The 24,845-nt window shown below is 69.4% G+C and carries 16 protein-coding genes; 14 read left to right on the forward strand and 2 right to left on the reverse strand.

What is annotated here, in order from left to right; genetic code table 11:
* The first annotated feature begins 105 nt into the window (after nucleotides 1–105).
* From ACQHIV_RS00735 to ACQHIV_RS00790, 12 genes are read left to right on the forward strand one after another with little or no spacing between them, the layout of a single operon-like run.
* Nucleotides 106–2,478: an Ig-like domain-containing protein gene (locus ACQHIV_RS00735; RefSeq protein WP_427890617.1), complete on the forward strand. Its 2,373-nt coding sequence runs from the start codon at nucleotides 106–108 to the stop codon at nucleotides 2,476–2,478.
* A 10-nt stretch (nucleotides 2,479–2,488) separates the two neighbouring features.
* Nucleotides 2,489–4,465 (forward strand): ABC transporter substrate-binding protein, encoded by a 1,977-nt coding sequence (locus tag ACQHIV_RS00740; RefSeq protein WP_427890618.1) that lies wholly within the window; start codon nucleotides 2,489–2,491, stop codon nucleotides 4,463–4,465.
* A 3-nt stretch (nucleotides 4,466–4,468) separates the two neighbouring features.
* Complete coding sequence (locus ACQHIV_RS00745) at nucleotides 4,469–5,467, forward strand: ABC transporter permease (protein ID WP_427890620.1); 999 nt, start codon at nucleotides 4,469–4,471, stop codon at nucleotides 5,465–5,467.
* 5 nt (nucleotides 5,468–5,472) lie between these two features.
* Nucleotides 5,473–6,582 carry an ABC transporter permease gene (locus ACQHIV_RS00750; RefSeq protein WP_427890622.1) on the forward strand — a complete coding sequence of 370 codons (1,110 nt, stop codon included), beginning with the start codon at nucleotides 5,473–5,475 and terminating at the stop codon, nucleotides 6,580–6,582.
* Nucleotides 6,583–6,591: 9 nt separating this feature from the next.
* Nucleotides 6,592–7,587: an ABC transporter ATP-binding protein gene (locus ACQHIV_RS00755; RefSeq protein ID WP_427890624.1), complete on the forward strand. Its 996-nt coding sequence runs from the start codon at nucleotides 6,592–6,594 to the stop codon at nucleotides 7,585–7,587.
* Entirely contained in the window at nucleotides 7,587–8,594 is a 1,008-nt protein-coding gene (locus ACQHIV_RS00760; protein WP_427890626.1) for an ABC transporter ATP-binding protein, read from the forward strand. Before ACQHIV_RS00755 ends, ACQHIV_RS00760 begins: the two co-directional genes overlap by 1 nt.
* 13 nt (nucleotides 8,595–8,607) lie before the next feature.
* Nucleotides 8,608–10,110, forward strand: coding sequence for an ABC transporter substrate-binding protein (locus tag ACQHIV_RS00765; protein ID WP_427890628.1), 1,503 nt, complete (start codon nucleotides 8,608–8,610; stop codon nucleotides 10,108–10,110).
* Nucleotides 10,107–11,480, forward strand: coding sequence for a sialidase family protein (locus ACQHIV_RS00770; protein ID WP_427890630.1), 1,374 nt, complete (start codon nucleotides 10,107–10,109; stop codon nucleotides 11,478–11,480). The genes ACQHIV_RS00765 and ACQHIV_RS00770 overlap by 4 nt, the downstream gene beginning before the upstream one ends.
* A complete protein-coding gene (locus ACQHIV_RS00775; protein ID WP_427890632.1) occupies nucleotides 11,477–12,874 on the forward strand; it encodes a DUF5060 domain-containing protein in 1,398 nt (465 codons plus the stop codon). The genes ACQHIV_RS00770 and ACQHIV_RS00775 overlap by 4 nt, the downstream gene beginning before the upstream one ends.
* Nucleotides 12,871–14,016, forward strand: a complete 1,146-nt coding sequence (locus tag ACQHIV_RS00780; RefSeq protein WP_427890634.1) for a DUF5605 domain-containing protein — start codon at nucleotides 12,871–12,873, stop codon at nucleotides 14,014–14,016. The genes ACQHIV_RS00775 and ACQHIV_RS00780 overlap by 4 nt, the downstream gene beginning before the upstream one ends.
* Complete coding sequence (locus ACQHIV_RS00785; RefSeq protein ID WP_427890636.1) at nucleotides 14,016–16,079, forward strand: hypothetical protein; 2,064 nt, start codon at nucleotides 14,016–14,018, stop codon at nucleotides 16,077–16,079. The genes ACQHIV_RS00780 and ACQHIV_RS00785 overlap by 1 nt, the downstream gene beginning before the upstream one ends.
* Nucleotides 16,064–17,158, forward strand: coding sequence for a glycoside hydrolase family 28 protein (locus ACQHIV_RS00790; protein ID WP_427890638.1), 1,095 nt, complete (start codon nucleotides 16,064–16,066; stop codon nucleotides 17,156–17,158). Before ACQHIV_RS00785 ends, ACQHIV_RS00790 begins: the two co-directional genes overlap by 16 nt.
* Here ACQHIV_RS00790 and ACQHIV_RS00795 read toward each other — a convergent pair.
* Both ACQHIV_RS00795 and ACQHIV_RS00800 read right to left on the reverse strand, forming a co-directional pair.
* On the reverse strand, nucleotides 17,112–18,713 hold the full coding sequence (locus ACQHIV_RS00795; RefSeq protein WP_427890640.1) for a four-carbon acid sugar kinase family protein: 1,602 nt from the start codon (nucleotides 18,711–18,713) through the stop codon (nucleotides 17,112–17,114). The two genes, ACQHIV_RS00790 and ACQHIV_RS00795, sit on opposite strands and share 47 nt — an antisense overlap.
* Nucleotides 18,706–19,962 carry a RuBisCO large subunit C-terminal-like domain-containing protein gene (locus tag ACQHIV_RS00800; RefSeq protein ID WP_427890642.1) on the reverse strand — a complete coding sequence of 419 codons (1,257 nt, stop codon included), beginning with the start codon at nucleotides 19,960–19,962 and terminating at the stop codon, nucleotides 18,706–18,708. Before ACQHIV_RS00800 ends, ACQHIV_RS00795 begins: the two co-directional genes overlap by 8 nt.
* A 123-nt stretch (nucleotides 19,963–20,085) precedes the next feature.
* On the opposite strand from ACQHIV_RS00800, the gene ACQHIV_RS00805 reads away from it, so the two are divergent.
* Complete coding sequence (locus ACQHIV_RS00805) at nucleotides 20,086–21,798, forward strand: hypothetical protein (RefSeq protein WP_427890643.1); 1,713 nt, start codon at nucleotides 20,086–20,088, stop codon at nucleotides 21,796–21,798.
* On the forward strand, nucleotides 21,795–24,518 hold the full coding sequence (locus tag ACQHIV_RS00810; protein ID WP_427890645.1) for a family 78 glycoside hydrolase catalytic domain: 2,724 nt from the start codon (nucleotides 21,795–21,797) through the stop codon (nucleotides 24,516–24,518). The genes ACQHIV_RS00805 and ACQHIV_RS00810 overlap by 4 nt, the downstream gene beginning before the upstream one ends.
* The last annotated feature ends 327 nt before the right edge of the window (nucleotides 24,519–24,845 follow it).

The following is a 24,845-nucleotide window of genomic DNA, read 5'->3' on the forward strand; positions in this document are numbered from 1 at the left end:
CACGCCCTTGACATCGGCTCGTAACCTCCGTGACCATGAGGGCCGTCGTTCCATTCGGACTTGACTAGATATTCAGACAGCGCCCCCTGAGATGAGGCATGGACGATGACCGAAACCCCCTCTTCCGTCCCACCCGGCTGGTCCCGACGCGGATTCGTCGGCACCACGGCGGCCGCCATCGGCGTCGCCTCGCTCGGGATCACCCCGGCCGCGAACGCGATGACCGCCGCCACCACCGCGAACGACGACCAGCTGCCGGCCTTCCCCGGTGCCGAGGGCGCCGGCAAGTGGTCGAAGGGCGGCCGCGGCGGCTCCGTGTACGAGGTGACCACGCTGGCCGATTCCGGACCCGGCTCGCTCCGGGACGCGGTCTCCGGCTCCGACCGGACGATCGTGTTCCGGGTCTCCGGCACGATCCAGCTGCAGACCGGGCTGCTGATCGCCGGCAACAACCTGACGATCGCCGGCCAGACCGCGCCTGGTGGCGGGATCTGCGTGGCGGGACACAGCACGAACATCAAGGGCAGCGCGCACGACATCGTGATCCGCTACCTGCGCTTCCGGCTCGGTGACGAGAACGAGATCGCCGACGACGCGTTCAACACCAACGTCCCCGGCTCGGTCAGCCCGCAGATCCGCAACCTGATCATCGACCACTGCTCGTTCAGCTGGGGCGTCGACGAGTGCCTGTCGCCGTACGGCAACTTCGACGTCACCGTGCAGTGGTGCATCGTCTCCGAGGGCCTCGCGCTGTCCGCGCACCCGAAGAACCGGCACGGGTACGGCGGCATCTGGGGCGGCCAGCGGAACACGTACCACCACAACCTGATCGCCCACCAGGGCGGCCGGAACCCGCGGTTCGGCTACACCGAGGGCATCACGCTCGAGGTCGACCACTACAACAACGTGGTCTACGACTACGGGTACACCTCGCTGTACGGCGGCGAGTGGGCCAACGGCATCAACATCATGAACAACTTCTACAAGCCGGGCCCGACCACCCAGGACGAGGTCGCGCCGGTGGTGCTGAGCGCGAACCGCGGCGGCCAGTGGTACGTCGCCGGCAACGAGGTCGAGGGCCACCCCGAGGTCACCACGCACAACCGCAACGGCATCCGGTACCCGATCGGCGGCATCGTCGAACTGACCCAGCCGCACCCGATCCCGGGCCGTGGCGACCTGCAGGCGCCGAACAAGGCGTACGAGGCGGTCCTGGCGAATGCCGGCGCGATCCTGCCGAAGCGGGACGCGGTCGACGCGCGGGTGATCGCGGAGGTCCGCAACGGCACCGGCCGGCTGATCAACTCGCAGAAGGACGTCGGCGGCTACCCGGACCTCGTCCAGACCGAAGCGCCGGTGGACTCCGACCACGACGGCATCCCGGACTGGTGGGAGCAGGCCAACGGCCTGGACCCGAACGACCCGTCCGACGCGCAGAAGATCGCACCGAACGGCTACACCTACCTGGAGAACTACCTCAACTCGCTCGTCCCGGAGCCGGTGGGCAACCCGACGGTCGCGATCACCAGCCCGACCCAGGACCAGACGATCCCGGGCCGCACTGCTCCGACCGTCACGATCAAGGCCGACGCTGCCGCGGCCAAGGGCGGCCAGCTCGCCAAGGTGGAGTTCTTCGTCGCCGACCAGCTGATCGGCACGGCTACCAGCGCGCCGTACCAGGTCCAGTGGAAGAACGTTGCCGACGGCTCCTACTGGCTGACCGCGCGGGCCACTGACAAGAACGGTACGGCGACCCAGTCGACCGCGGTCCAGACCCACGTCAACCGGCAGACCGGGACCGGCGCCTGGACGTCGACCGCGGTGGGCAAGCCGCCGGTGCCCGGCTCGGGCAACCTGGAGAACGGCGTACTGACCGTCAAGGGGTCGGGCCGGATCTACGGGCGGAGCAGCAACTTCCACTACGTGTACCGCAAGCTCCAGGTCGGCGGCGCCGGCGCGGTCTCGCAGGTCACGGCGCGGCTGGACAGGATCAGCAAGGTCGCGAACGGCCTGACCGCGGGTCTGATGATCCGCGACAGCCTCGACCCGGCCGCCCCGTTCATGTACGGCGGCATCGGGTACGGCGTGGCCGGCGGGTACGGCACCGTGAACGACAACGCGAGCGCGGCGCCGACCGCGACCGACGACGGCGGCATGAAGGCACAGGCGATCCGGATCCAGACCGACGGATCGGTGCCGAGCGTCGGTCCGTGGCCGTGGGACGGGACGTACCTGGACCACACGAAGGTCTACTGGCTGCGGCTGCTCCGGCGCGAACGCCCGGACTACGGCGACGTCGAGTTCGAAGCCTTCATCTCCACCGATCAGGTCACGTGGGACCGCTTCGGCTACGAGAAGCTCGTGATGCCGAGCCGGACCTTCTACATCGGGTTCGCCGTCGACGGCGGCCGGATCGACAACGCGCTCGTGGACTACGGGACCGCGCAGTTCAGCAACATCACGCTCGAGCAGCAGTGAGGTAACCACGATGACAGATATCAACCGACGGCGGCTGCTGCAGGGCGGACTCGGACTGCTCGCGGTCGCGACCGTCCCCGGGTGCGGCTTCTTCGACACCAAGCCGGCCGGTTCCGGCGCGCAGGCGGCCACGGCCGGCGAGAAGGAGTCGCCGATGCTGAAGGCCCTGGTGGACAAGGGATCCCTGCCCGCGCTCGCGGACCGGCTGCCGAAGAACCCTCCGGTGATCAAGCCGCTCGAGGGCAAGGCGCAGTACGGCGGCACCTGGCGGTCGGCGATGCTGACCCAGGAGGACACCCAGTGGCTCTGGTACGCGTTGCGCTACGACCCGCTGCTGCGCTGGAAGCCGGACAAGGTCGGCAAGCCCGGGTACGACGAGATCGAGGCGAACACCTGCGAGTTCACGGTCGACGCCGAGAGCAAGGTGTACACGTTCACGCTGCGTGAGGGCCTGAAGTGGTCGGACGGCAAGCCCTGTACGGCGGACGACCTGATGTTCACGATCCTCGAGGTGCAGTGCGACGAGGGCCTGCACCCCGACGGCCTGTACGACGCGTTCACCTCGCCGGACACCGGCAAGCTGGCGAAGGTCGAGAAGGTCGACGACCGGACGGTCAAGATGACCTACAGCTCGCCGCAGCCGTCGCTGCTCGTCCAGATCGCCGACGCGATTTTCGAGCGTGAGGGCGCGTACGGGATGCTGCTGCCGAAGCACTACTTCCAGCAGTTCCACCTCAAGTACAACAAGAACGCGAACGCGCTGGCGAAGCAGGCCGGCGTCGGCAGCTGGACCGACCTGTTCACGCAGAAGCAGAACCCGTGGACGAACCCGGACCAGCCGACGCTCGCGGCCTGGAAGGTCGAGACCCCGCTCGGCAAGAGCTCCGCGGTCACGCTGACCCGGAACCCGTACTACTGGAAGGTCGACGACGCCGGCCGCCAGCTGCCGTACATCGACAACTGCCGCGTCGAGGTGGTTCAGGACGCGCAGGTCGAGCTGCTGAAGGTGATGAACGGCGAGTTCGGCATGCAGTACCGGAACTTCGGCACGCCGCAGAACAAGCCGGTCGTCGCGCAGAACCGGGAAAAGGGCGGCTACAAGATCTTCGAGGTGCCGACCCAGCTAACCAACACGATGGTCATCGGCCTGAACATGACCCACAAGGACCCGGTGAAGCGGGCGCTGTTCGCGAACAAGGAGTTCCGGGCCGGCCTGTCGCACGCGATCAACCGCAAGGAGGTCATCGACGCGGTGTACGCCGGCCAGGGTGAGCCCTGGCAGGGCGCGCCGCCGAAGGACTCGCCGTACTACAACGAGCAGCTGGCCACGCAGTACCTGGAGTTCGACGCGGCCAAGGCGAACCAGCACCTGGACGCCGCGGGTCTGACCAAGAAGTCGGCGGACGGCAAGCGGCTCGGCGCCGATGGCAAGCCGGTGTCGGTCGCGGTCCTGGTCAGCGAGTCCTTCCCGGACCACGTCGAGGGCATCGAGTTCGTCAAGAAGCGCTGGGCCGCGGTCGGGATCGAGCTCCGCACCCAGGCGGTCAGCGAAGACCTCTACAAGGAACGGGTCAAGGGCAACGACCACGACGCCGGGACCTGGACCTGCGGCACGTTCGTGCTGCCCACCGGTGCGGGCGGCGACCACTACTGGGTGCCGACCAACGACGGCAGCGCGCGGTACGCGATCGGCTGGGCGCAGTGGTACCAGTCGAAGGGCGAGAAGGGCAGCAAGCCGCCGGCCGAGGTACAGAAGCAGATGGAGCTGTTCACCCAGGCCCGGCAGGAGCCGGACCCGGGCAAGACGCTCGAGCTGGGCAAGCAGATCCTGCAGATCGCGGCCGACCAGTTCTACTACATCGGCATCAGCTCGGTCCCGAACACGTACGGCGTGGTCAAGAACACCTTCCACAACGTGCCGTCGACGATGAACGAGTCGGTTGCCCCAGGCATCGTCCACCCCGAGCAGTTCTCGATGGAGCAGTAGCCGATGCTGCGCTTCGTGGCCCGGCGGGTCGTCTGGATGTTCGTCACGCTGGCGGCGATCTCGTTCGTCACCTTCGTGGTCATCAAGCTCCCGCCGGGCGACTACACCACCACGGTGATCGCGAACGCGGAGGCCCGCGGCCAGGACATCCCGGACTCACAGATCGCCGAGCTGAAGCGGCACTACGGGCTCGACAAGCCGTTCATGGTGCAGTACCTGACCTGGATCGGGGGCGTCGTACTGCACGGCGACCTCGGCCAGTCGTTCGCCTGGAACCAGTCGGTGGCGAGCCTGATCGGGAGCAGGGTGCTGCTGTCGATGGTGCTGTCGATCGCCAGCCTGCTGTTCGTCTGGGCGATCGCGTTCCCGATCGGCATCTACAGCGCGCTCCGGCAGTACTCCGCCGGTGACTACCTCGCGTCCTTCCTCGGCTTCATCGGGATGGCCGTCCCGGAGTTCATGCTCGCGCTGGTGATGATGTACGTCGGGTTCCGGTACTTCGGGCAGAGCGTCGGCGGGCTGTTCTCACCGCAGTACGCCGACGCCGCCTGGAACCTGGGCAAGGTGCTCGACCTGCTCGGGCACCTCTGGATCCCGATCGTGGTGGTCGGCGTGGCCGGCACCGCGGGCCTGATCCGGATCACCCGCGCGAACCTGCTCGACGAGCTGCACAAGCCGTACGTCGCGACCGCCCGGGCGAAGGGCCTGCCGGAGTGGAAGCTGCTGCTCAAGTACCCGGTCCGGATGTCGCTCAGCCCGTTCTTCAGCACGGTCGGCTGGCTGCTGCCGGGCTTGATCAGCGGCGAGACGATCGTCTCGGTCGTGATGAGCCTGCCGACCAGCGGCCCGCTGCTGCTCGGCGCGGTGAAGAGTCAGGACATGTACCTGGTCGGCAGCTTCGTACTGATCCTCAGCACGCTGACGGTGATCGGCACGATGCTCAGCGACCTCGCACTGGCCTGGTGGGATCCGCGGATCCGCACCCGGTTCTCGAAGGGATAGGCCGGATGCTGAAACCAGCCGAACCAGAGGTCGTCAAGAGCCTCAAGGATCATGGCGCGTTGCCGCAATGGCGGCTGATGTGGCGCCAGTTCCGCCGGCACAAACTCGCCGTGATCGGCCTGATCGTACTGATCCCGATCTACTTCGTCGCGCTCTTCGCCGGCTTCTTCGCCCCCTCGAACGCCGACACCGCGCACACCGCGCTGCCGTACGCCCCGCCGCAGCGGGTGCACGTCTCCGCCGAGCACGGGATGTTCGTGTACGGGTACTCGTCGACGCGGAACCAGGAGACCTTCGAGCAGACCTTCACCGTCGACAAGTCGAAGATCGTGCGGGTCGGGCTGTTCGTGCACGGCGACGAGTACTCGCTGCTCGGGCCGATCAAGTCCGACATCCACCTGATCGGCCCCACCAAGGCCGGCGAGGCGTTCTTCCTGGTCGGCGCCGACCAGTCCGGGCGGGACCTGCTGTCCCGGCTGATCCACGGCGCCCGGGTGTCGCTGTCGATCGGCCTGGTCGGGGTGTTCGCGAGCTTCCTGCTCGGCATGCTGATCGGCGGCATCTCCGGCTACCTCGGCGGCACGGTCGACAACCTGATCCAGCGGGTCATCGAGTTCATCATGTCGATCCCGACGCTGCCGCTGTGGATGGCGCTGTCGGCCGCGCTGCCCGGCAGTTGGGGGCCGTTGACCAGGTACTTCGCGATCACCGTGATCCTGTCGCTGATCGGCTGGACCGGCCTGGCCCGGGACGTCCGCGGGCGGTTCCTGAGCCTGCGCGAGGAGGACTTCGTGACGGCCGCCCGGCTCGACGGAGTGGGCCGGACCGGGATCATCTTCGGCCACATGGTGCCGTCGTTCGCCAGCCACATCATCGCCTCGGTGTCGATGGCGGTGCCGCGGATGATCCTCGGCGAGACCAGCCTGTCGTTCCTCGGCCTCGGCCTGCAACCGCCCGCGGTCAGCTGGGGCGTGCTGCTCGAGGGCGCGCAGAACGTCCGCGCGGTCGCCACCGCCCCGTGGCTGCTCACCCCGGGCCTCGCGGTCGTGGTCGTCGTACTCGCGATGAACTTCGTCGGCGACGGCCTCCGCGACGCCGCCGATCCCTACAAGTAGGAGGCTTTCGTGCACAAGCTGTTGGAAGTACGGGGGCTGCGGACGCACTTCGAGCTCGGCGACGGGGTCGTGAAGGCGGTCGACGGTGTCAGCCTGACCGTCCAGCGCGGCAGGACCCTGGCCGTGGTGGGGGAGTCCGGGTGCGGCAAGAGCGTCACCGCGCGGTCGATCCTGCGACTGGTGGAGAAGCCGGCCCGGATCGTCGGTGGGGAGATCCTGCTGTACGACGACGCCGCAGGCACCGAGCCGCTGGATCTGCTGGCCGCGAAGGACAAGCGGCTCCGCCAGGTCCGCTGGGCCGACATCGCGATGGTGTTCCAGGAGCCGATGGCCTCGCTCAGCCTCGTGCACACGATCGGCGACCAGATCGTCGAGGCCGTCCGGCTGCACGAGAACGCCGGCAAACAGGCCGCCCGGGAGCGCGCGATCGAGATGCTCGACCGGGTCGGGATCCCGGACCCTCGCCGGCGGGTGGATTCGTACCCGTTCGAGCTCAGCGGCGGCATGCGGCAGCGCGCGATGATCGCGATGGCGCTGTCCTGCCGGCCGCGGCTGCTGATCGCGGACGAGCCGACCACCGCGCTGGACGTCACCACGCAGGCGCAGATCCTGGACCTGCTGCAGGACCTCCAGCAGGAGTACGGGATGGCGATCATGCTGATCACCCACGACCTCGGCGTCGCGGCGCAGGTCGCGGACGAGGTCGCGGTGATGTACCTCGGCGAGGTCGTCGAGCAGGGCCCGGCGTCCGCCGTACTGACCTCGCCCAAACACCCTTATACGCAAGCGCTTGTGCGTTCGGTGCCCCGGCTCGGGCAGAGCCGGCAGGAGCGGCTGGTCGCCGTACGGGGGACCGTGCCGCCGCCGTACGAACGTCCGTCGGGGTGCCGGTTCCATCCGCGATGCGACGCGTTCATGGCGGGGAAGTGCGACACGACGGTGCCGGCGCGGGTTCGGAGCGACGAGATCGACGTCGCGTGTCTGCTGTACGGCGAGGAGAGCTGATGAGCCTGTTGGAGACGCGCGGACTGACGATGCACTTTCCGCTGAGCGGCGGGTTTCTCGGCCGGAACCGCGGGTATGTGAAGGCCGTCGACGGTGTCGACCTGTCGATCGAGGCCGGGCGGACGCTCGGGCTGGTCGGTGAGTCCGGCTGCGGCAAGACCACGCTCGGCCGCTGCATCGTGCGCGCGTACGAGCCGACGTCCGGCAGCATCATGTTCGACGGTGTCGACCTGGCGCCGCTGCGCGAGAAGCAGCTGAAGCCGTACCGGGCGCAGGTCCGGCTGATCTTCCAGGACCCGCACTCCTCGCTCGACCCGCGCAAGACGCTGCGCGACATCATCGCCGAGCCACTCAAGGTCCAGGACGCCGGTTCGCGCTCCGAGATCGACGACAAGGTCGCCGCGTTGCTGCGCCGGGTCGGGCTGCGGGCGGAGTACGCGCATCGCTACCCGCACGCGTTCAGCGGTGGTGAGCGGCAGCGGGTGGTGATCGCGCGGGCGCTCGCGACCGAGCCGCGGCTGGTGGTCGCGGACGAGGCGGTCAGCGCGCTCGACGTGTCGGTCCGCGCCCAGATCCTGAACCTGCTGCGCGACCTGCAGGAGGAGTCCGGGCTCACCTACCTGTTCGTGTCCCACGACCTCGGCATCGTCGAGCACGTCGCCGACGACGTCGCGGTGATGTACGTCGGCAAGCTCGTCGAGAGCGCGTCGACCGAAGAGCTGTACACCAAGCCCCTGCACCCGTACACCGAGGCGCTGCTGAGCGCCGTACCGGATCCCGATCCCGCGTCGCGCGGACAGCGCGAGCGGATCAAGCTGCGCGGCGAGATCGCGGATCCCTCGAAGGTACCGGCCGGCTGCCCGTTCCATCCGCGCTGCGGGTACGCCGAAGACCGGTGCGCCACCGAAGTGCCGCAGCTGCGCGACCTCAACGGCCGCAAAGTCGCCTGCCACCTAGCCGACCAGCTCGACCTGAAGGGTGTCCTCACGGCCACCACCGCCCCGTAAGAGAGGTCTTTCCATGTCTGAGTCAAACCTGTCCCGTCGTGGTCTGTTGCGTAACGGCGCACTGATCGGCGGCCTCGCCGCGTTCGGTGGTGCGCTGCAGACCACGCCGGCCAGCGCGAGTTCCACCACCGCCGTCCCGCGCGGGACCGCGCAGTCCGCGGCCGGGACCGTTGATATCCCGAACAAGTACAACGTGCCGTTCTCGGTCGATGACGACGAGTTGTTTGTTTTTGCGGCGAACTTCAAGCCGTTCGAGCTCGGTGGCAACGACCAGGGTCGCGAGGCGCACCGGTACTTCGACGCCGTGTTCGGCGACGCGATCCGGGCGAAGTTCCCGAACATCAAGGTCAAGTACGCGACCTGGGACTACCCGGTCCGCTACGAGGACCTCGCCAAGGCCGGCCGGGTACCCGACCTGATCCTCGAGGACCCGCGACTGCGGATCGACCGCGACCTCGAGCCGCTCGGCTGGACCCAGGACATCACCGCGCTCGTACAGAACGCCGGCATCGACCTGACCAAGCTCAACCTCGGCTCGGTCGAGCAGATCAAGTCCCGCTCCGACGGCGGCCTGTACGGCGTCCCGCTGTGGATCGACGAGAGCCTGCTGTTCTACAACAAGCTGATCTTCGACAAGTTCCGGGTGAAGTACCCGACCGTCGGCTCGACGTACGACGACGTGTTCAAGCTGGCGGAGAAGCTGACCCGGCAGGACGGGATCGACCACTACAAGGGCTACATGCAGCACCCGGACAACTACCTCGCGATGAACCAGCTCGGGCTGTACCCGTTCGTCCCCGGGGACAGCGAGCAGCCGGCACCGGAGGACGTCAAGGTCAACCTGACGACCCCGGAATGGAAGTCGGTCGCGGACAACCTGTACCGGTTCCTGATGATCCCTCGGAACAACTTCACCACGGTGGACGACTTCTTCAAGGGCGACATGAGCTTCCCGGGCCACCTCGCGATGGCGGTGAACAGCCTGTCGAAGCTGAACGCATACGCCCTCAGCCCGTACTACATCGAGGCGGACGACGCCGCGCAGTACGCCGAATGGGCGAAGAGCGTGCAGATCGGCGTCACCTCGATGCCGGTGCTGTCCCGCGGGGCGCGGACCATCTACCAGCCGGACACCCGGGCCGCGTTCATCCCGCCGCAGTCCAAGCACCAGGACCAGGCGCTGGACGTGGTCAAGTACCTCGTCTCGGAGGAGATGCAGACCCGGATCTCGTCGTACGGGATGAAGGCGGTGCTGAAGACCGACGCGGTCGTGAACGCGTTCGGTACGGCGATCCCGGAGCTGGCGGCGATCGACACGTCGGCCGTGTACTGGGGCGACAACGCGGTGATCACGAACTACCAGAACACCGAGTACTGGGACATCCCGCTGTACAAGGTGTTCCGGCAGCATGTGCTGAAGGACGGCATGGATGTGGCGTCGTCGCTGCAGGTCACCGAGCAGCAGGACATCCCGGACTACATCGAGGCGCAGGTCGCCCGCGGGCTCACATGGTGACCGATCCCAGGTTCGACGGCCGCATCCGCGAGGGTGCGGCCCTCCTGCCCACCCTGCACCCCGGCGACAGCCACGCGGTAACCCTGGCGGAAACCCCCGCCGGCGACCTCCTCGCCGCCTGGTTCAACGGCCCCGGCGAGGGCGAACCCGACACCAACATCGTCCTCTCCCGCCTCCCAGCCGGCTCGGACACCTGGCTCCCCCCACAACAACTCTCCTCCGACCCCCACCGCTCCGAACAGAACCCCCTCCTCTTCGTCACCCCGCCTACGGCGGGCCAAGGCGGGGAAGCGAGGGCCGCCGCCGGAGACGCCCACGGCGATGCCGGGGCCGACGCGTACGCACCCGGTGGCGGTGAGGCCGACGCGTACGCGCCCCGTGGCGGTGAGGCCGGCGTGGACGTGCCTGGTGGTAGGGCTGAGGTGGACGCGCCCGGCGGGACTCGGATGGACGCGTCCGGTGGTGGGGCTCGGGTGGATGTGCCTGGCGGGACTCGGATGGATGCGTCCGGTGGTGGGGCGGGGGCTGCAGCGGATGCGTTCGCCCGCAGGGCGCTGGACGGTTCTGGGTCGGCGGGTGGTGAGGTCTGGTTGTTGCATACGTCCAACGAGCCGCACGATCAGTCGACCTCGCGGGTGGTTCGGCGGGTGTCGCATGACGGTGGGCTCACCTGGGGGCGGAGTGAGGTGCTGTTCGATCAGGTGGGGAGTTTTATCCGGAATCCGGTGGTGGTGTTGGGCAACGGGGACTGGTTGTTGCCGGCGTACGACTGTGACAAGGCGGCTGAGCGGACCGTGGTGAAGTTGAGCACGGACCGGGGGGAGAGCTGGACGCAGGTGGAGGTGCCGGAGGCGGTCGGGCAAGTGCAGATGAGTGTGGTGGAGCTGTCGCCGGGTGAGCTCGTCGGGTACTTCCGCAGCCGCGCCGCCGACCGCATCCACCGGTCCGTCTCGAAGGACAACGGCCGCACCTGGACCGCCCCCGAGAAGACCACCCTGCCGAACAACAACTCCGCGATCCAGGTGCTCCGGCTGACCGACGGCCGGCTCGTCATGGTGTTCAACGACTCGACCGCGGAGCGCGACCAGTTCCGCTGGGTCGACGACGGCCGGGGCGGCGTACGCCGGAAGACCCTGCGTACCCCGCTCACACTGGCGTTGTCCGAGGACGACGGCGCCACCTGGCCGTACTGGCGCAACCTTCAGGTGCAGGACGCGGAGTACCGCGACAACGAGTTCGGCTACTCGTACCCGACGCTGCTGCAGACCCGCGACGGGCGGCTGCACGTCGCGTACTCGTACCTGCGCAAGACCATCAAGCACGTGATCCTGGCGCCCGAGTGGATCCAGGCGGGAGACCGACTGCCATGAGTATCGAGAAGTGGGGCCTGCACGAGCTCACCCTGACCGGACCGAGCGACGGCAACCCGTTCGCGGACGTGGAGTTCCAGGTCACCTACCAGTTCCGGAACCGGATGGTGACCGTCGACGGCTTCTACGACGGCGACGGGACCTACCGCGCGCGGTTCTCCCCGGACCGCGCCGGCGAGTGGTCGTACGTCACCTCGAGCTCGGCGGTGGAACTCGACGACCACCGCGGCACCTTCACCTGCACACCACCCGGCCCGGACAACCACGGTCCGGTCGAGGTGCTGGGCAGGCACCACTTCTCGTACGCCGACGACAGCCGCTACGACTGCATCGGCACCACCTGCTACCACTGGACGTACGAGACCAAGGAGCTCCAGGAGCTCACGCTGGAATCGTTGCGCGAGGCACCGTTCGACAAGGTCCGGATGTGCCTGCTGCCGACCGACGGCATGCGCCCGGCGCGCACGCCGTTCGCCGGGAACACGCCCGGCGCGGTGGACGTGGAGCGCTTCGACCCGGTGTTCTTCCGGCACTTCGAGAGCCGGGTCGCGGACCTGCTCGCGCTCGGGATCCAGGCGGACCTGATCCTGTTCCACCCGTACGACAAGGGCGTGTGGGGCTTCGACCGGATGACCCCCGCGCAGGACGCGGCGTACCTGCGGTACGTCGTCGCGCGGCTGGCGGCGTACCGGAACGTGTGGTGGTCGCTGTCGAACGAGTACGACTTCAATCACGAGAAGACGAACGCGGACTGGGACCGCTCGCTGCAGCTGGTCCAGCGGTACGACCCGTACCAACGCCTGCGGTCGATCCACAACGGCACCAAGATGTACGAGGTCTTCACGCCGTACGACTTCGCCAAGCCGTGGATCACGCACCAGAGCGTGCAGCACTGGGACGGGGCCGAGACCGTGGCCTGGCGGGACTGCCCGAAGCCGGTGGTGATCGACGAGATCGGGTACGAGGGCAACGCCGGCCGCCGCTGGGGCAACCTGACCGCGGACGAGCTGGTGCACCGGTTCTGGCAGGGGATGGCGCTCGGCGGGTACGTCGGGCACGGCGAGTCGTTCGTCGACCGCGAGACCCGGGCCTGGATCTCGGTCGGCGGCCGGCTGTACGGCGAGAGCCCGGAGCGGATCGACTTCCTCCGCGGGGTGTTCGCGGGGCTGCCGCGGCAGTCGGACGGTGACGTCGACGGCACCCGGTGCGTGCTGCACTACCTCGGCGACCGGCAGCCGTCCGCGGTGGACCTCGACCTGCCGGGCGGCTCGCCGTTCCACTTCGACCTGATCGACACCCGCGCGATGACGATCACCCCGCTGGCCGACTACTCCGGCCCGAGCCGCATCCCGCTGCCCGCCACCCCGTACCTCGCCCTGAGAGGCACCCGATGACGTCAGTAGCACGCTGGGACGTGCTCGAACTCGCACTCTCCGAGCCGACGCTCTTCCACCACACCTCGGGGGCGACCGCGTACGCCGAACCGTCCGGCGGGCTCGTCCGCTTCAGCCCGGACCTGGCGGGGGAGTGGTCGTACCCCGGCGGCTCGTTCGTCTGCACTCCGGCGACGTCCCGTGGCCCGGTGCGCCGGGCCGGTACGACGGTGCGCTGGGCGGACGGTACGCCGTACCACCCGCTCACCACCGAGTGGTTCGGCGCGCCGGACCAGTGGGCGGCCGCCCTCCCCGCGCTGGCGGCGTCTCCGTTCAACCGGGTCCGTCTGCGCGTCTCGTCCGCGATCGAGGAACAGGTCCGCGACCTGCTGGCCGCGGACATCGTCGCGGACGTACTGCTCCCGGCCGACGAGCCTGTCGTGCGGGACACGGTCAACCGCCTGGCGGCTTTCCGCAACCTCACCTGGTGCCTGGAGCCTTCCGGCAACTCGCGCCGGCTCGCCGAACTGATCGCCGAGCTGGACTCGAGCCGGCACCTGATCTCGATGCATGAGGCAACCGATCCGGGGCCGCCCTGGCTCACGCATCTCAGCGTGCGACTGGAGAACCTGCGCGGCGTGTCCGCGCTCCGCCGCAACTACGCCAAGCCCGTCTTCGTCGACGCCTGCGGTCACGAAGGCAACGGCACCACGCCCGACACGAGTCTCCGCCCGGAGGAAATGCTCACCCGGATCTGGGAGGGCACCGTCCGCGGCGCCTACGTGACCCACGGCGAGTCGTACGTCGACGCGCCCTGGTCCGCCGGTGGTAGCCGGCCGACCGGGATCGTGGCGCAGCGGCTGCGGTTGTTGCGCGAGGTCCTGGACGAGCTGCCCGACGGCGTGGAGCCGATCGACGACTATCGGGACGCGCCGACCCTGGCGGTGCCGGGGGAGTACTACCTGCAGTACCTCGGCGAGCACCAGTTCCCGGACCGCACGTTCACGCTCCCCGCCGGCGCGTACGACGTCGACGTACTGGACGTCTGGAACCACTCCGTACGCCGGACCCGCGAGGATGTCGCAGCGTCTGGCACCGGCACGTTGACGGTCCGGCTGCCGGGTACGCAGTACCAGGCGATCCAGATCCGCCGGACGTCCTGATGCCCGCGCTCACCTCCGGCCCGCGGCAGGCCGAACTGCGCCGTACGCCGGACGGCGTCGTACTGCGGCTCGGTCTGGCGGACGGCACGCCGTACCTGGAGCGCCCGCTCGCCGAGCTGCTCACGTACTCGGCTGGTCGCCCGTGGCAGCTGGAGGCGCCGCAACCCGACGGCTGGTGGAGCTCGCGCCGGGCCGGTGAGCATCGCGCCGGCTTCCGCACCGGACCGCTCGCGGTCGAACTGCGGTTGTCGTTCGACAGCTCGGACCGCCTGGACCTGGAGGTGCGCTGGCGGAACACCAGCCAGCACCGGATCGCGGACCTCGCCGTCGGGCTGCTGCTGGATCCCGGCCGCGGGCAGGACAGCCGGCTGACGATTCCCGGCCTGATCTACAACGACAACCCGTCCGCGGACCCACTGCGCGCCGTACCGCGGATCGGCCACACGCCCGGCGGCGGCTTCGTCGCGGAGGAGGACCGGCTGCCGATCCCGGGGATCAACCTGGAGTGGCGGGCCGGCCGCGACCGCCGGTGGTTGTCGCTGTTCTCCCGCCCGCGGGCGCGGCGTTCGGCCGACGGGCAGGTCCGGTACGGCTCGCTCGGCGTGATCCGGCAGGAGGGCCCGGTGATCGCGGCGCTCAGCGGCGTACTGATGTTCGACGGCAAGCAGGACGTTCGGTACGTCGGCAAGGCGGAGACATCGGCGACCGACGACGGCTACCTCATGCTCCGGCCGGGCGAGGTCTTCACGCAGCAGCTCGTCCTCGACTGGGGGCCGTTGGAGGTGCGCGGGCACGCGTTCCGGCAGCTGGTCCGCACCGGGCGGGAGTTGTTCACGTCGCCGGGCGCGAGCGGGCTGCCAGTTGCCGAGTCGATCGCGCTGAAGACGGTTGCCCTGGACAACAGGTGGTACCAGTCGGGGGCTGTCGCCGGCTACACGAAGTTCAGCGACATCCCGGGCAACGGGCCGGTCAAACCGGCGCACTTCATGTACGGGTGGACCGGGCAGGCGCTCAAGCTGGCCTGGTGCGACGCGCGGCTCGGCTTCACCGCGCGCGACCGGCTCCGCGTCGACCGGTGCCGGGCCGCCGTCGAGTTCTACCTGGCCGGCAGTGCGACGCCGACGGCCGGGCCGCGGCACAACGCTTATCAGGTCGACACGCGTCGCTGGACGAGCTTCCGCACCGGGAGCCGCCCGATGATCTCGAGCCGTGCGTACGGCGAGACGCTCAGCGACCTGGCGGATGTCATCACGCTCTTCCGCCAGTACGACGAACCGGTCCCGCCGTCCTGGCTTCACGCCCTCGACGAGGCGATGATCTTCCTCCGCGGGGCGCAGTTGCCCGACGGCACGTTCCCGGTCGGATGGCGGCTCGACGGTAGGCCGGCCGCGACGACGGTCTCCGCCGCCGGGATCCCGTGCGTACTCGCCGCGCTGAAGGCGTCCGAAGTACTCGGCCGTCCCGGACTGTTGTCCGACGCAACCACCTGGCTGTCCCGGTACCACGACCAGCACGCGCGGACCTTCGACCGCCCGTTCGCGCGCTCGACGCTGGACGCGGCCTGCGAGGACAAAGAAGCCGGGATGTACTACTTCATGGCGGCCTACGATCTCTTCCGCCGCACCGGCGACCCGCTCTACGGCGGCTGGTGCGAGGTGGCCGCCGACTGGCTCCTGACCTGGGTGTACGTCTGGTCCCCGGAGCAGGACGCGGACGCGCCACTGCACACGTCCGGGTTCAACGCGATCGGCTGGCCGTCGGTCAGCGTACAGAACCATCATCTCGACGTCTTCTTCCCGACGTACGAGCTGCTCGCCTTCGGCCTGGCCGCCGACCGGCCCGAGTACGTCGCTGCCGCGCAGACCACGCTGCACGCCGTCACCCAGGGCATCGCGGCGAACCCGGGCGACTGGGACTTCCCGCTTCCCGGCGAGCAGGGCGAGGCCGTCTTCCAGACCCACTGGCAGCGTCGCGGGCACACGAACACGTGGAACCCGAGCTGGGTCATCGCCGTACCGCTCGCCAACGCACTCCGGATCCAGAGCTCATGCCCGACCGACTGATCACGGAGTACGGCGCCGAGCCTGGAACGGACTGCTCGGACGCCATTGCGCAGGCGATCGCGGCCGGCGGGCGGGTCGTCGTACCGCCGGGCGAGTTCCGGACCGGGCCGATCCGGCTGCGCAGCAACGTCGAGCTGCACGTGTCCGCCGGCGGGACGTTGCGCTTCCACACCGACGCCACGGCGTACCCGATCGTGCGCACACGCTGGCAGGGCATCGAGTGCTTCAGCCACTCGCCGTTGATCTACGCGTACGGCGAGACCGACGTCGCGGTCACCGGGACCGGGACGCTCGACGGCGGCGCGAGCACGGACAACTGGTGGAGCAGTACCCGGCCGCGGACCGACTGGGAGCGGCTCGTGCAGTGGGTCGAGGACGGCGTACCTGTCGAGGAACGGGTGTTTGCGCCGGGGCACGGGTTCCGGCCCAGCTTCGTGCAGCCGTACGAGTGCCGGCGGGTCCGGATCGAGGACGTGCGGATCGTCGACGCGCCGATGTGGGTGGTGCATCCGGTGTTCTGCACCGACGTGCTGGTGCGCGGGGTCACGGTGGAGTCGCTCGGTCCGAACAACGACGGCTGCAACCCGGACTCGTGCGAGGACGTGCTCATCAGCGGCTGCTCGTTCACGACCGGCGACGACTGCGTCGCGATCAAGTCCGGCCGCGACACCGACGGCCGCCGGGTGGCGCGCCCGTCCCGCAACATCGTGATCGAGTCGTGCCGCTTCACCGCCGGGCACGGCGCCCTGACGATCGGCAGCGAGGCCTCCGGCGGGGTGCACGGCGTCCACGCCCACGACCTGCACATCACCGGCACCGACCACGCGATCCGGATCAAGACGAACTCCGCCCGCGGCGGCGTGATCGAGAACCTCACCGCCACGGACATCACCGCGACCGGCCTCACCACCTCCGCCGTACTCATCACCACCCGGCACGCCGAGCCGGATCCGCCCGGGGAGCACCCGCCCGCCGTTCGCAACATCACGATCACCAACCTGACGGCTCATTCCACACCTCGCACGATCGAGATCATCGACAGTCCTCGCGCTCCGGTCGAAGGCTTCCGAATGTCGTGAAGAGGTCCACCGGGCCGAGCTGACCCGGTTTGAGCAGCACCTCGTCGAAGTACGGCGAGTCCGCGCGGCACAGGTGCACACCTGGCGCCACCGTGCGCACGTACTCCAGCGCGGCAACGTCCAGCTCCCGCAACACCTGCCCCGACGTATCCCCACCCGCCACCACAAGCCGCCGTACGACGGTCGCCGCGGATACGTCGCGAACAACACCAGCCAACCTCGCCGGCAGATCCGACAGCTCACCCGCCGTCAACTCACCCGTGTGCACCACAACCCCCTCCACACCGACTTCGAACGCCCCAACAACCCGCCGCCCCACCCCGTCCCCCAACGGCAACACCACCCACCCACTGTCCCGAGCCTCCTCCACCTGCGCCGCCGTCCGCCGCGACCGACTCCCCACCACCACCAACACCGGCCCCACACCCCCACGCGCCGCACCCACGTCGCCCGTCCCCTCCGGCCGAAGCGCAACCCCCACCGCCCGAGACAACCCACCAGACCCGACCGCAAACGAGGACCGCAAAATCGCAGCCCCATGCCCCCGCACATCCGCCTCCGTCAACGCATCAAGCACAACCGCATCAGGTACCCCAGGCCCACCAGTCCGAGCCTCAGCCGGCGCACCCACCCCCGCGTCCCCGGCGCGCGTGTCCACCCAGGCATCCGCAGCACCGGGTGCGTCGACCCCCGTACTCGCAGCACCGCGTGCATCCACCCCCGTACTCGCAGGCGTACCGGCGGCGTGTGTGTCCAACTCCGTGCCGGCAGGTGTCTTGGCATCCGCGCACGGCCCCGTGTCTGTCGTCGCCCCGTGCTGCGCCCCCACGCTTGCGGCGTGCTGCGCTTCCGCGTCTGCGCTGTCCTGCGCTGCCGCAGTTGCAGCTGGGTGCACGTCCAGCGCCGCGTCGGCGTGTGCGTCCACCCCCGCACGCGCGGGTGTTTCCATTCCCACCTCCGCACCCGCGGGGGTTTCCACTCCCACCTGCGCGTCTGTTGGGGAGTCGGTGAGGTGGTGGGCGCCGATGGTGAGGGTGGTTTGGGTGGAGAGGTGGAGGCGGAGGTCGGATTCGTGGATGGGGGTGGTGGGGTGCGTGGACATGGTGGGTTGGCGGTCGAGGCGGTGGGTGGTGCCGGACTCGGTGGCGAAGTGGTGGCTGAAGACGGTGTAGCGGCCCAGCTCCGGTTGGGCTATCAGGATGGGGACGGGTACGGCGGGGGCGCAGATGTCGCGGCCGATCTCGAGGGCTCGGCCGATGCTGCCCCGGGTGGGGGAGGAGTCCGCGGTGGAGCAGACCTTGTACTGAACGAGTCTCGGGCCGAGGTCGTGCAGCGCCTGGAGGATCGGACGTACTTCGGCCTCCTGCTCGTCAGGCGCCAACGCCCGCGCGACCCCAGCCACGCCGATCACGTCGTACCGCCTGGCCAGCTCCGCCAACTCCGATGCCGATGGCAACTTCACGAGCAGGACGGTCCGCAGGCCGACGCGAGCGAACTGCACCATCGCGTCCGTCGACCCGGTGAAGTCGTCCCCGTAGAACGCAACCTCAACCACGTCCGCCCCCGAAGGTGTCCAGTGCCTGCTGCAGCTCAGGCACAGCCCGAGCAGCTGTTTGCAGAGGCGTCTCGGAGGTCGCAGCGGACCAAGCAGCCCGCATCGCGGTCACGCCGGCGGCCGACCCACTCGGGTGCCCGTGAATACCTCCACCGGCCAGCACCAACAGATCGGTGGTGTCGGTACGCCGGTACGTCTCCGGCGCCAACCCAGGCGTCTGCCCGGACGACAGCACCGGCAGTGTCTCGTACCCACCCAGCATCGGCGCTCGTACCGCCGCGATCGACCGCAGAACCTCCTCGTCCGTCTCGTAGAACTTGTTCGACAACCCGTTCGTATGCAGGTGATCCGCCCCCGCCAACCGCGCCAGCTTCGACCAGGCCACGTAGTCGATCCCGAGCTGCGGCGCCCGCGTGTACACCCCGGTCATCGCCCGATGCCCGTGAATCGGCAGCGCACACCGCTCCCGCATCCAGGCCAGCCCGGCGAAGCCCACGAGGTTCACACAAACCATCACGCACGTCCCACCAGCGCCCTGCACAAGATCATGGTTCGCCGCCATCCGATCCAGGTCATCGGTGATGTTGAACGCGTACATCGGCCGCCGCCCCGTCCGCGCCGCGACCTTGTCGAGCTCCTCGGTGACGACGGCGACCCGCTCCGCAAGCGGCGAGTGCGGCGGATTCCCCATCAACTCGTCGTCCTTGACGAAGTCGATCCCCGCCTCGGCCAGCTCACGCACCAGCAACCGCAACTCCTCCGGGGGCAGTCCGATACTCGGCTTCACGATCGTCCCGAGCAGTAGGCCGTCGGGCCGGTCGAGCAACTCCCGCGTCCCGCGAACGCCGTACCGCGGACCGGGATACCGCTCGGCGAACGCGGCCGGCAGCTCCAGGTCGAGCAACCGAATGCCCGCCAGTTGCCGCAACTCGAACAGGTTGCCCGCGACCGCGGCGAGCAGATTGGGCAGCGACGGCCCGAAGTTGCCCAGTCCGAAGGCGATCCGGACCTCGGCACTGCGTTTTCGCCCGGTCCCGATCGCGCCCGGGAGGTCCGCGTTGCCGGTCGGCGCGATCTCGTCGACGGACAGCACCCGCGCGGCGAACCGCTCGCGCAACTCGGCCGTCTCGCGGGCGACCTTCACGAACGTGCCCGTGGACTGCTCGCCCGCGATCGACTCCGCGGCCTGGTCGAGCGGTAGATAGGTCTCGACCAGGTACGTCGCGACGACCTCTTCAGTTGCTGACATTGGCGCTCCTTCGGCGAGGGAATGCGCCAAGTCTCCGCCACCGATCGTCAAGAAAACAAGGCGGATCGGCCAGCCTGTGGATAGCCGGTTGACATCGGCTCCGGCGAAGGCAAAGGTTTTCCTATGGTGACGATTCCCGCGACCCTGCTGCTCGAGGACCGGGCCGCGCTGGCGATGAACGCGGTCACCGGCCTGGCCGACGACGACCGGGACGGCATCCCGTTCTTCAGTGCGAACCTGCTGGCCCGCCCGGCCCGGATGGACCACGGCGACTGGGACTACGGCTCCAGCCACGGCCGGCTCACCGACGCGATCCTGCTGGCTCGCCACATGACCGGTGGCAAGGACTGGGACCCGCGCTGGGACGCGATCGCCGACCGCTACCGTCAACGGCTGTTCACGTTCCTCGCCGACGACGGCCTGACGTACCGCGAGACCTACCCGAAGGGTCACTGGCTGCCGAACGCGAACCTGATCGACCAGCGCGCCACTCTCCTCGCGATGACGACCGCGGTGATCGCCACCGACGACCCACAAGCACGTAGGGCCGCCGACCGTCAGGTGGCCGCGCTGAAGCGGATCGCGATCAAGGAGCGCGACGTCTGGTTCTACCCGGCGTCCGAGTACACGAAGGACGGCTGGCCGTCGTCGAACGCGATCGACCTGCACCTCGCGCCTGACCCGGCCTCGTTCTCCGGCCGGTTGATCATGCCGTTGCTGCGTTACCACCAGGCGACCGGCAACACCGACGCGCTCGAGCTGTGCGAGTGGTTCGCCCGGCTGATCGTCGAGAAGAGTGGTGTGTTCAATGCCGACGGCAGCTTCAACCCGGCCCGTGCGTACCGTAGCGGTCACTTCCACACCCGCGTCGGCACCCTGGAGGGTCTGGCGCGGCTGGCCAGGCATACCGGCGACCACGGGCTGACCGAGTTCGTGCGCCGCAGCTACGACTGGGTGCTCGGCAAGGCGACCCGGTTCGGCTGGACGCCCGGCGACCTGGCGGATCAGCAGTACGAGCACGAGACCTGTTCCCTGGTGGATCTGATCGGGCTGGGTACGACGCTGGCCGGCAACAGACTCACGCAGTACTGGTCTGTCGTCGAGCGCTTCGTCCGCAACCACCTCGCCGCGTCGCAACTGCAGGACGTGAGCTGGGTCGAGTCCGCGCCGGACCGTTCCCAGGACGAGCCGGGCTGGCGGACGTACGTGAACGTCGGCGAGCGCGTCCTCGGCGCGTTCTGCGGGTACGGCGCGCCGAACGACTACGTGTCCGACGTACCGCTGGGTCGCGGGCACACGAACGACGTACAGGCGTGCTGTGTCGGGTCCGGTGTGCGTGGGTTGTTCTGGGCGTGGAACAGCATCGTCACCGGCGACAGCCGGTTGACGCGGGTGAATCTGCTGCTGACGCGTGGGCACCACGCGGTGGACGTGATCAGTCATCTGCCGGTGGAAGGCAAGGTCGAGCTGCACGTCAACGAGCCGGTGGAGGAGCTGCGGGTACGCATCCCGGACTGGGCCGGGTACGCGCGCCTCAAGCTGCACCGTGGCACGGAGGACCGGAGCGGCGCCGAGCGGATCTGGGCGCCGGACGGCTACCTGTCGATCCCGCGGGCACGCCCGGAGGAGCGGATCGTCGTGACCTTCCCGATGGTGCCGCGGACCACCACGGAGGTTGCGGCCGGCAACGAGTTCCGCACCGGCTGGCGCGGCGACGACGTGATCGCGATCGACCCGCCGGGGACCTCCCGGCCGATGTACGGCGACCGCCCGGAGCACGCCGGCGGCGTCCGGGAGTACGAGCTCCACCGACCCGAGACGGAGTGGTCCTGGTGACAACTGACTGGGTGCTGTCCGACGCACCGAACACGGCCGAGCTGACCGGACTCACGGCGTACGACCTGCGCTGTGAGTACCGGGCCGAGCCGATCGGCATCGGTACGGCGCGGCCGCGGCTGAGCTGGCGGCTGGCGTCACCGGCCCGCGGTGACCGGCAGGACGCGTTCCGGGTGCGGGTCCTGCGCGACGGCGTACGGGTGTGGGACAGCGGGTGGCGGCCGGAGTGGGAGACGTACGTCGACCACGGTGGCGCGCCGTTGACCTCGCAGACCAACTACGTCTGGCAGCTGTCGGTGCGGGACGCGGCCGGGGAGGTGAGGACCGCCGAGGCGACGTTCGCGACCGGGCTCTTCCACGACGACGAGTGGGAGGCGCACTGGATCGAGCACGACTACGAGACCGACCCGTACTTCGAGCCGCCGGTCGACCGCCAGGAACCGCGAACGGTGCGCCAGGCAACGATCGCCCCGCCGCGGCACTACCGGCGCTCGTTCGAGCTGACGCGGCCGGTGCGCAGAGCGCGCCTCTACGCGACCGCGCACGGGCTGTACCAGTTCAGCGCGAACGGCCGGCGGATCGGGAACGACGAGCTGACGCCCGGGTGGACCGACTACCGCGAGCGCGTCACCTACCAGACGTACGACGTGACCGACCTGCTGCGCGCGGGCGAGAACGTGATCGGTGCTGTCCTCGGCGAGGGCTGGTGGTCCGGGTACGTCGGATGGGACACGCGCAGCCACGCGCACCACTACGGCAAGAAGCCGCAGCTCCTGGCGCAACTGGTCGTCGACCACCCGGACGGTTCGCGGACTGTGGTGGCGACCGACGGGCGATGGGTCGAGCACGCCGGGCCGATCCGGTTCGCGGACCTGCTGATGGGGGAGTCGTACGACGCCCGCCTCGCGCTCGGCGACTGGTCGAGCCCGGGGTACGACGCGAGCGGCTGGGCGCCGGCGGGTGACCTCGGCGGCGACGTGTCGACGCTGATCGCCGCGACGACCGATCCGGTGCGGGTCACGCAAGACGTGCCGGCGGTCAGCGTCTCCAAGGTCGGCGAGGCTCGTTTCATCGTCGACCTGGGGCAGAACCTCGCGGGACGGGTGCGGTTGCGCGTCCGGGGAGCGCAGGCGGGACAGCGGATCCGGTTGCGGCACGGTGAGATGTTGCAGGCGGACGGCTCGCTGTACACCGCGAACCTGCGGACCGCCGACGCCACCGACTATTTCGTCAGCGCGGGCGCCGGCGAGGAGTTCTTCGAGCCGGTCTTCACCGTGCACGGCTTCCGGTACGTCGAGGTCGACGGGTATCCGGGCGACCTGACCGCCGCGGACGTCGTCGGCCGGGTGCTGCATTCGGACACCCCGGTGGCGGGGCGGTTCGAGTGCTCGGACGACGGCGTGAACCAACTGCTCAGCAACATCCGGTGGGGTCAGCGGGGCAACTTCGTCAGCGTGCCGACGGACTGCCCGCAGCGCGACGAGCGGCTCGGCTGGACGGCGGACGCGCAGATCTTCCTGCCGACCGCGGCGTACCAGGCCGACGTACTGACGTTCTTCGGGAACTGGTTCGCGGACCTCGCCGTCGCGCAGACCGGCGAGGGCGCGATCCCGGACGTCATCCCGCACGTGATCACCGGCCGGCACGGGACGCCCGCCTGGGCGGACGCGGCGACGATCGTGCCGTGGACGCTGTACCGGATCTACGGCGACGAGCGGGTGCTGCGGACCGCGTGGCCGGTGATGCGCCGCTGGGTCGACTACGTGCACCGGGCGAACCCGGACCTGATCTGGCGGCACCGGACGAGCGGGCACTACGGGGACTGGTTGCAGGTCGGCGTGGTGACGGACCGGGATCTGCTCGCGACGGCGTACTTCGCGCGGAGTGTGGAGTTCACGGCGGCAGCGGCCCGGGTGCTCGGGCTGGCCGAGGAGGCGGCGGCGTACGGCGAGTTGTGGGAGAAGATCAAGGCGGCCTTCGGCGCGGAGTTCGTGGATGCCGAGGGCAAGCTTCGCGGGGACACGCAGACCGGGTACCTGCTGCCGTTGGCGTTCGGGTTGCTGGACGAGCAGGCTGAGCAGGCGGCGGTGAAGCATCTGGTCGCGGATCTCGAGCGGCGCGAGCGGTCGCTGACGACCGGGTTCGCGGGGGTGGCGTTGTTGTGCCCGATCCTGACGAAGTACGGGTACGCCGAGGTGGCGTACGACCTGCTGCACGACGACCGGTACCCGTCCTGGGGGTACTCGATCAAGCACGGCGCGACGACCGTCTGGGAACGCTGGGACGGCTGGACCGAGGAGAACGGGTTCGGCCCGGTCGCGATGAACTCGTTCAACCACTACTCGCTCGGCTCCGTCGGCGAATGGCTGTACGCCGACGTCGCCGGTATCAGCCAGTCACCTGAGTCCATCGGCTTCCGCGACCTGATCATCCACCCGCATCCCGGCGGCCGCCTGACCTGGGCGAAGGCGTCGTACGACACTCCCACCGGCCGAGTCACCACCCACTGGCGCCTGTCCGACGGCACCCTCACCCTCGACGTCACCATCCCACCGGGCGCCACCGCCACCATCCACATCCCCACCACCGACCCCGAGTCGGTCCAGGAGACCGGCCATCCCTTGTCCGACGCCGTCGGGCTCACGTCACTGGCCCGGACTGCGACAACGGCCGTCTGCGGCGCCGTCCCTGGCACCTACCACTTCACCGCTCGCACCTGACCACCCCGGCAATCCCACCTGCGGTGGGTCTACCCACGAGATGCTGGGTTCGCCCACCAGATCCCGGTCGCAGACCCAGCATCTGGTGGGCAAACTCACCAGATCCCGGGCCCAGCCCCCGCCGGGGTTGGGCGGTCAGCGGCGGCTGGAGTGGGCCGGCGGTGGGGTAAGCGGCAGGGCGCGGGCCGGCGGCGGGCGCGGTGGGTTGGTGGCGGGGGCCGCGGGCGCGGAGGGCGCGGGTCAGCGGGGGCCGCGGGCGCGGACGGGCGCGGGTCAGCGGGGGCCGCGGGCGCGGACGGGCGCGGACGGGCGCGGGTCCGCGGTGGC

Source organism: Kribbella polygonati, assembly GCF_050320105.1.
Lineage (GTDB): Bacteria > Actinomycetota > Actinomycetes > Propionibacteriales > Kribbellaceae > Kribbella.

Coding starts and splice junctions, on each gene's coding strand:
- ACQHIV_RS00735 (WP_427890617.1), top strand. CDS start 106: ATGACCGAAACCCCCTCTTCCGTCCCACCCGGCTGGTCCCGACGCGGA.
- ACQHIV_RS00740 (WP_427890618.1), top strand. CDS start 2,489: ATGACAGATATCAACCGACGGCGGCTGCTGCAGGGCGGACTCGGACTG.
- ACQHIV_RS00745 (WP_427890620.1), top strand. CDS start 4,469: ATGCTGCGCTTCGTGGCCCGGCGGGTCGTCTGGATGTTCGTCACGCTG.
- ACQHIV_RS00750 (WP_427890622.1), top strand. CDS start 5,473: ATGCTGAAACCAGCCGAACCAGAGGTCGTCAAGAGCCTCAAGGATCAT.
- ACQHIV_RS00760 (WP_427890626.1), top strand. CDS start 7,587: ATGAGCCTGTTGGAGACGCGCGGACTGACGATGCACTTTCCGCTGAGC.
- ACQHIV_RS00765 (WP_427890628.1), top strand. CDS start 8,608: ATGTCTGAGTCAAACCTGTCCCGTCGTGGTCTGTTGCGTAACGGCGCA.
- ACQHIV_RS00775 (WP_427890632.1), top strand. CDS start 11,477: ATGAGTATCGAGAAGTGGGGCCTGCACGAGCTCACCCTGACCGGACCG.
- ACQHIV_RS00780 (WP_427890634.1), top strand. CDS start 12,871: ATGACGTCAGTAGCACGCTGGGACGTGCTCGAACTCGCACTCTCCGAG.
- ACQHIV_RS00785 (WP_427890636.1), top strand. CDS start 14,016: ATGCCCGCGCTCACCTCCGGCCCGCGGCAGGCCGAACTGCGCCGTACG.
- ACQHIV_RS00790 (WP_427890638.1), top strand. CDS start 16,064: ATGCCCGACCGACTGATCACGGAGTACGGCGCCGAGCCTGGAACGGAC.
- ACQHIV_RS00800 (WP_427890642.1), bottom strand. CDS start 19,962: ATGTCAGCAACTGAAGAGGTCGTCGCGACGTACCTGGTCGAGACCTAT.
- ACQHIV_RS00805 (WP_427890643.1), top strand. CDS start 20,086: ATGGTGACGATTCCCGCGACCCTGCTGCTCGAGGACCGGGCCGCGCTG.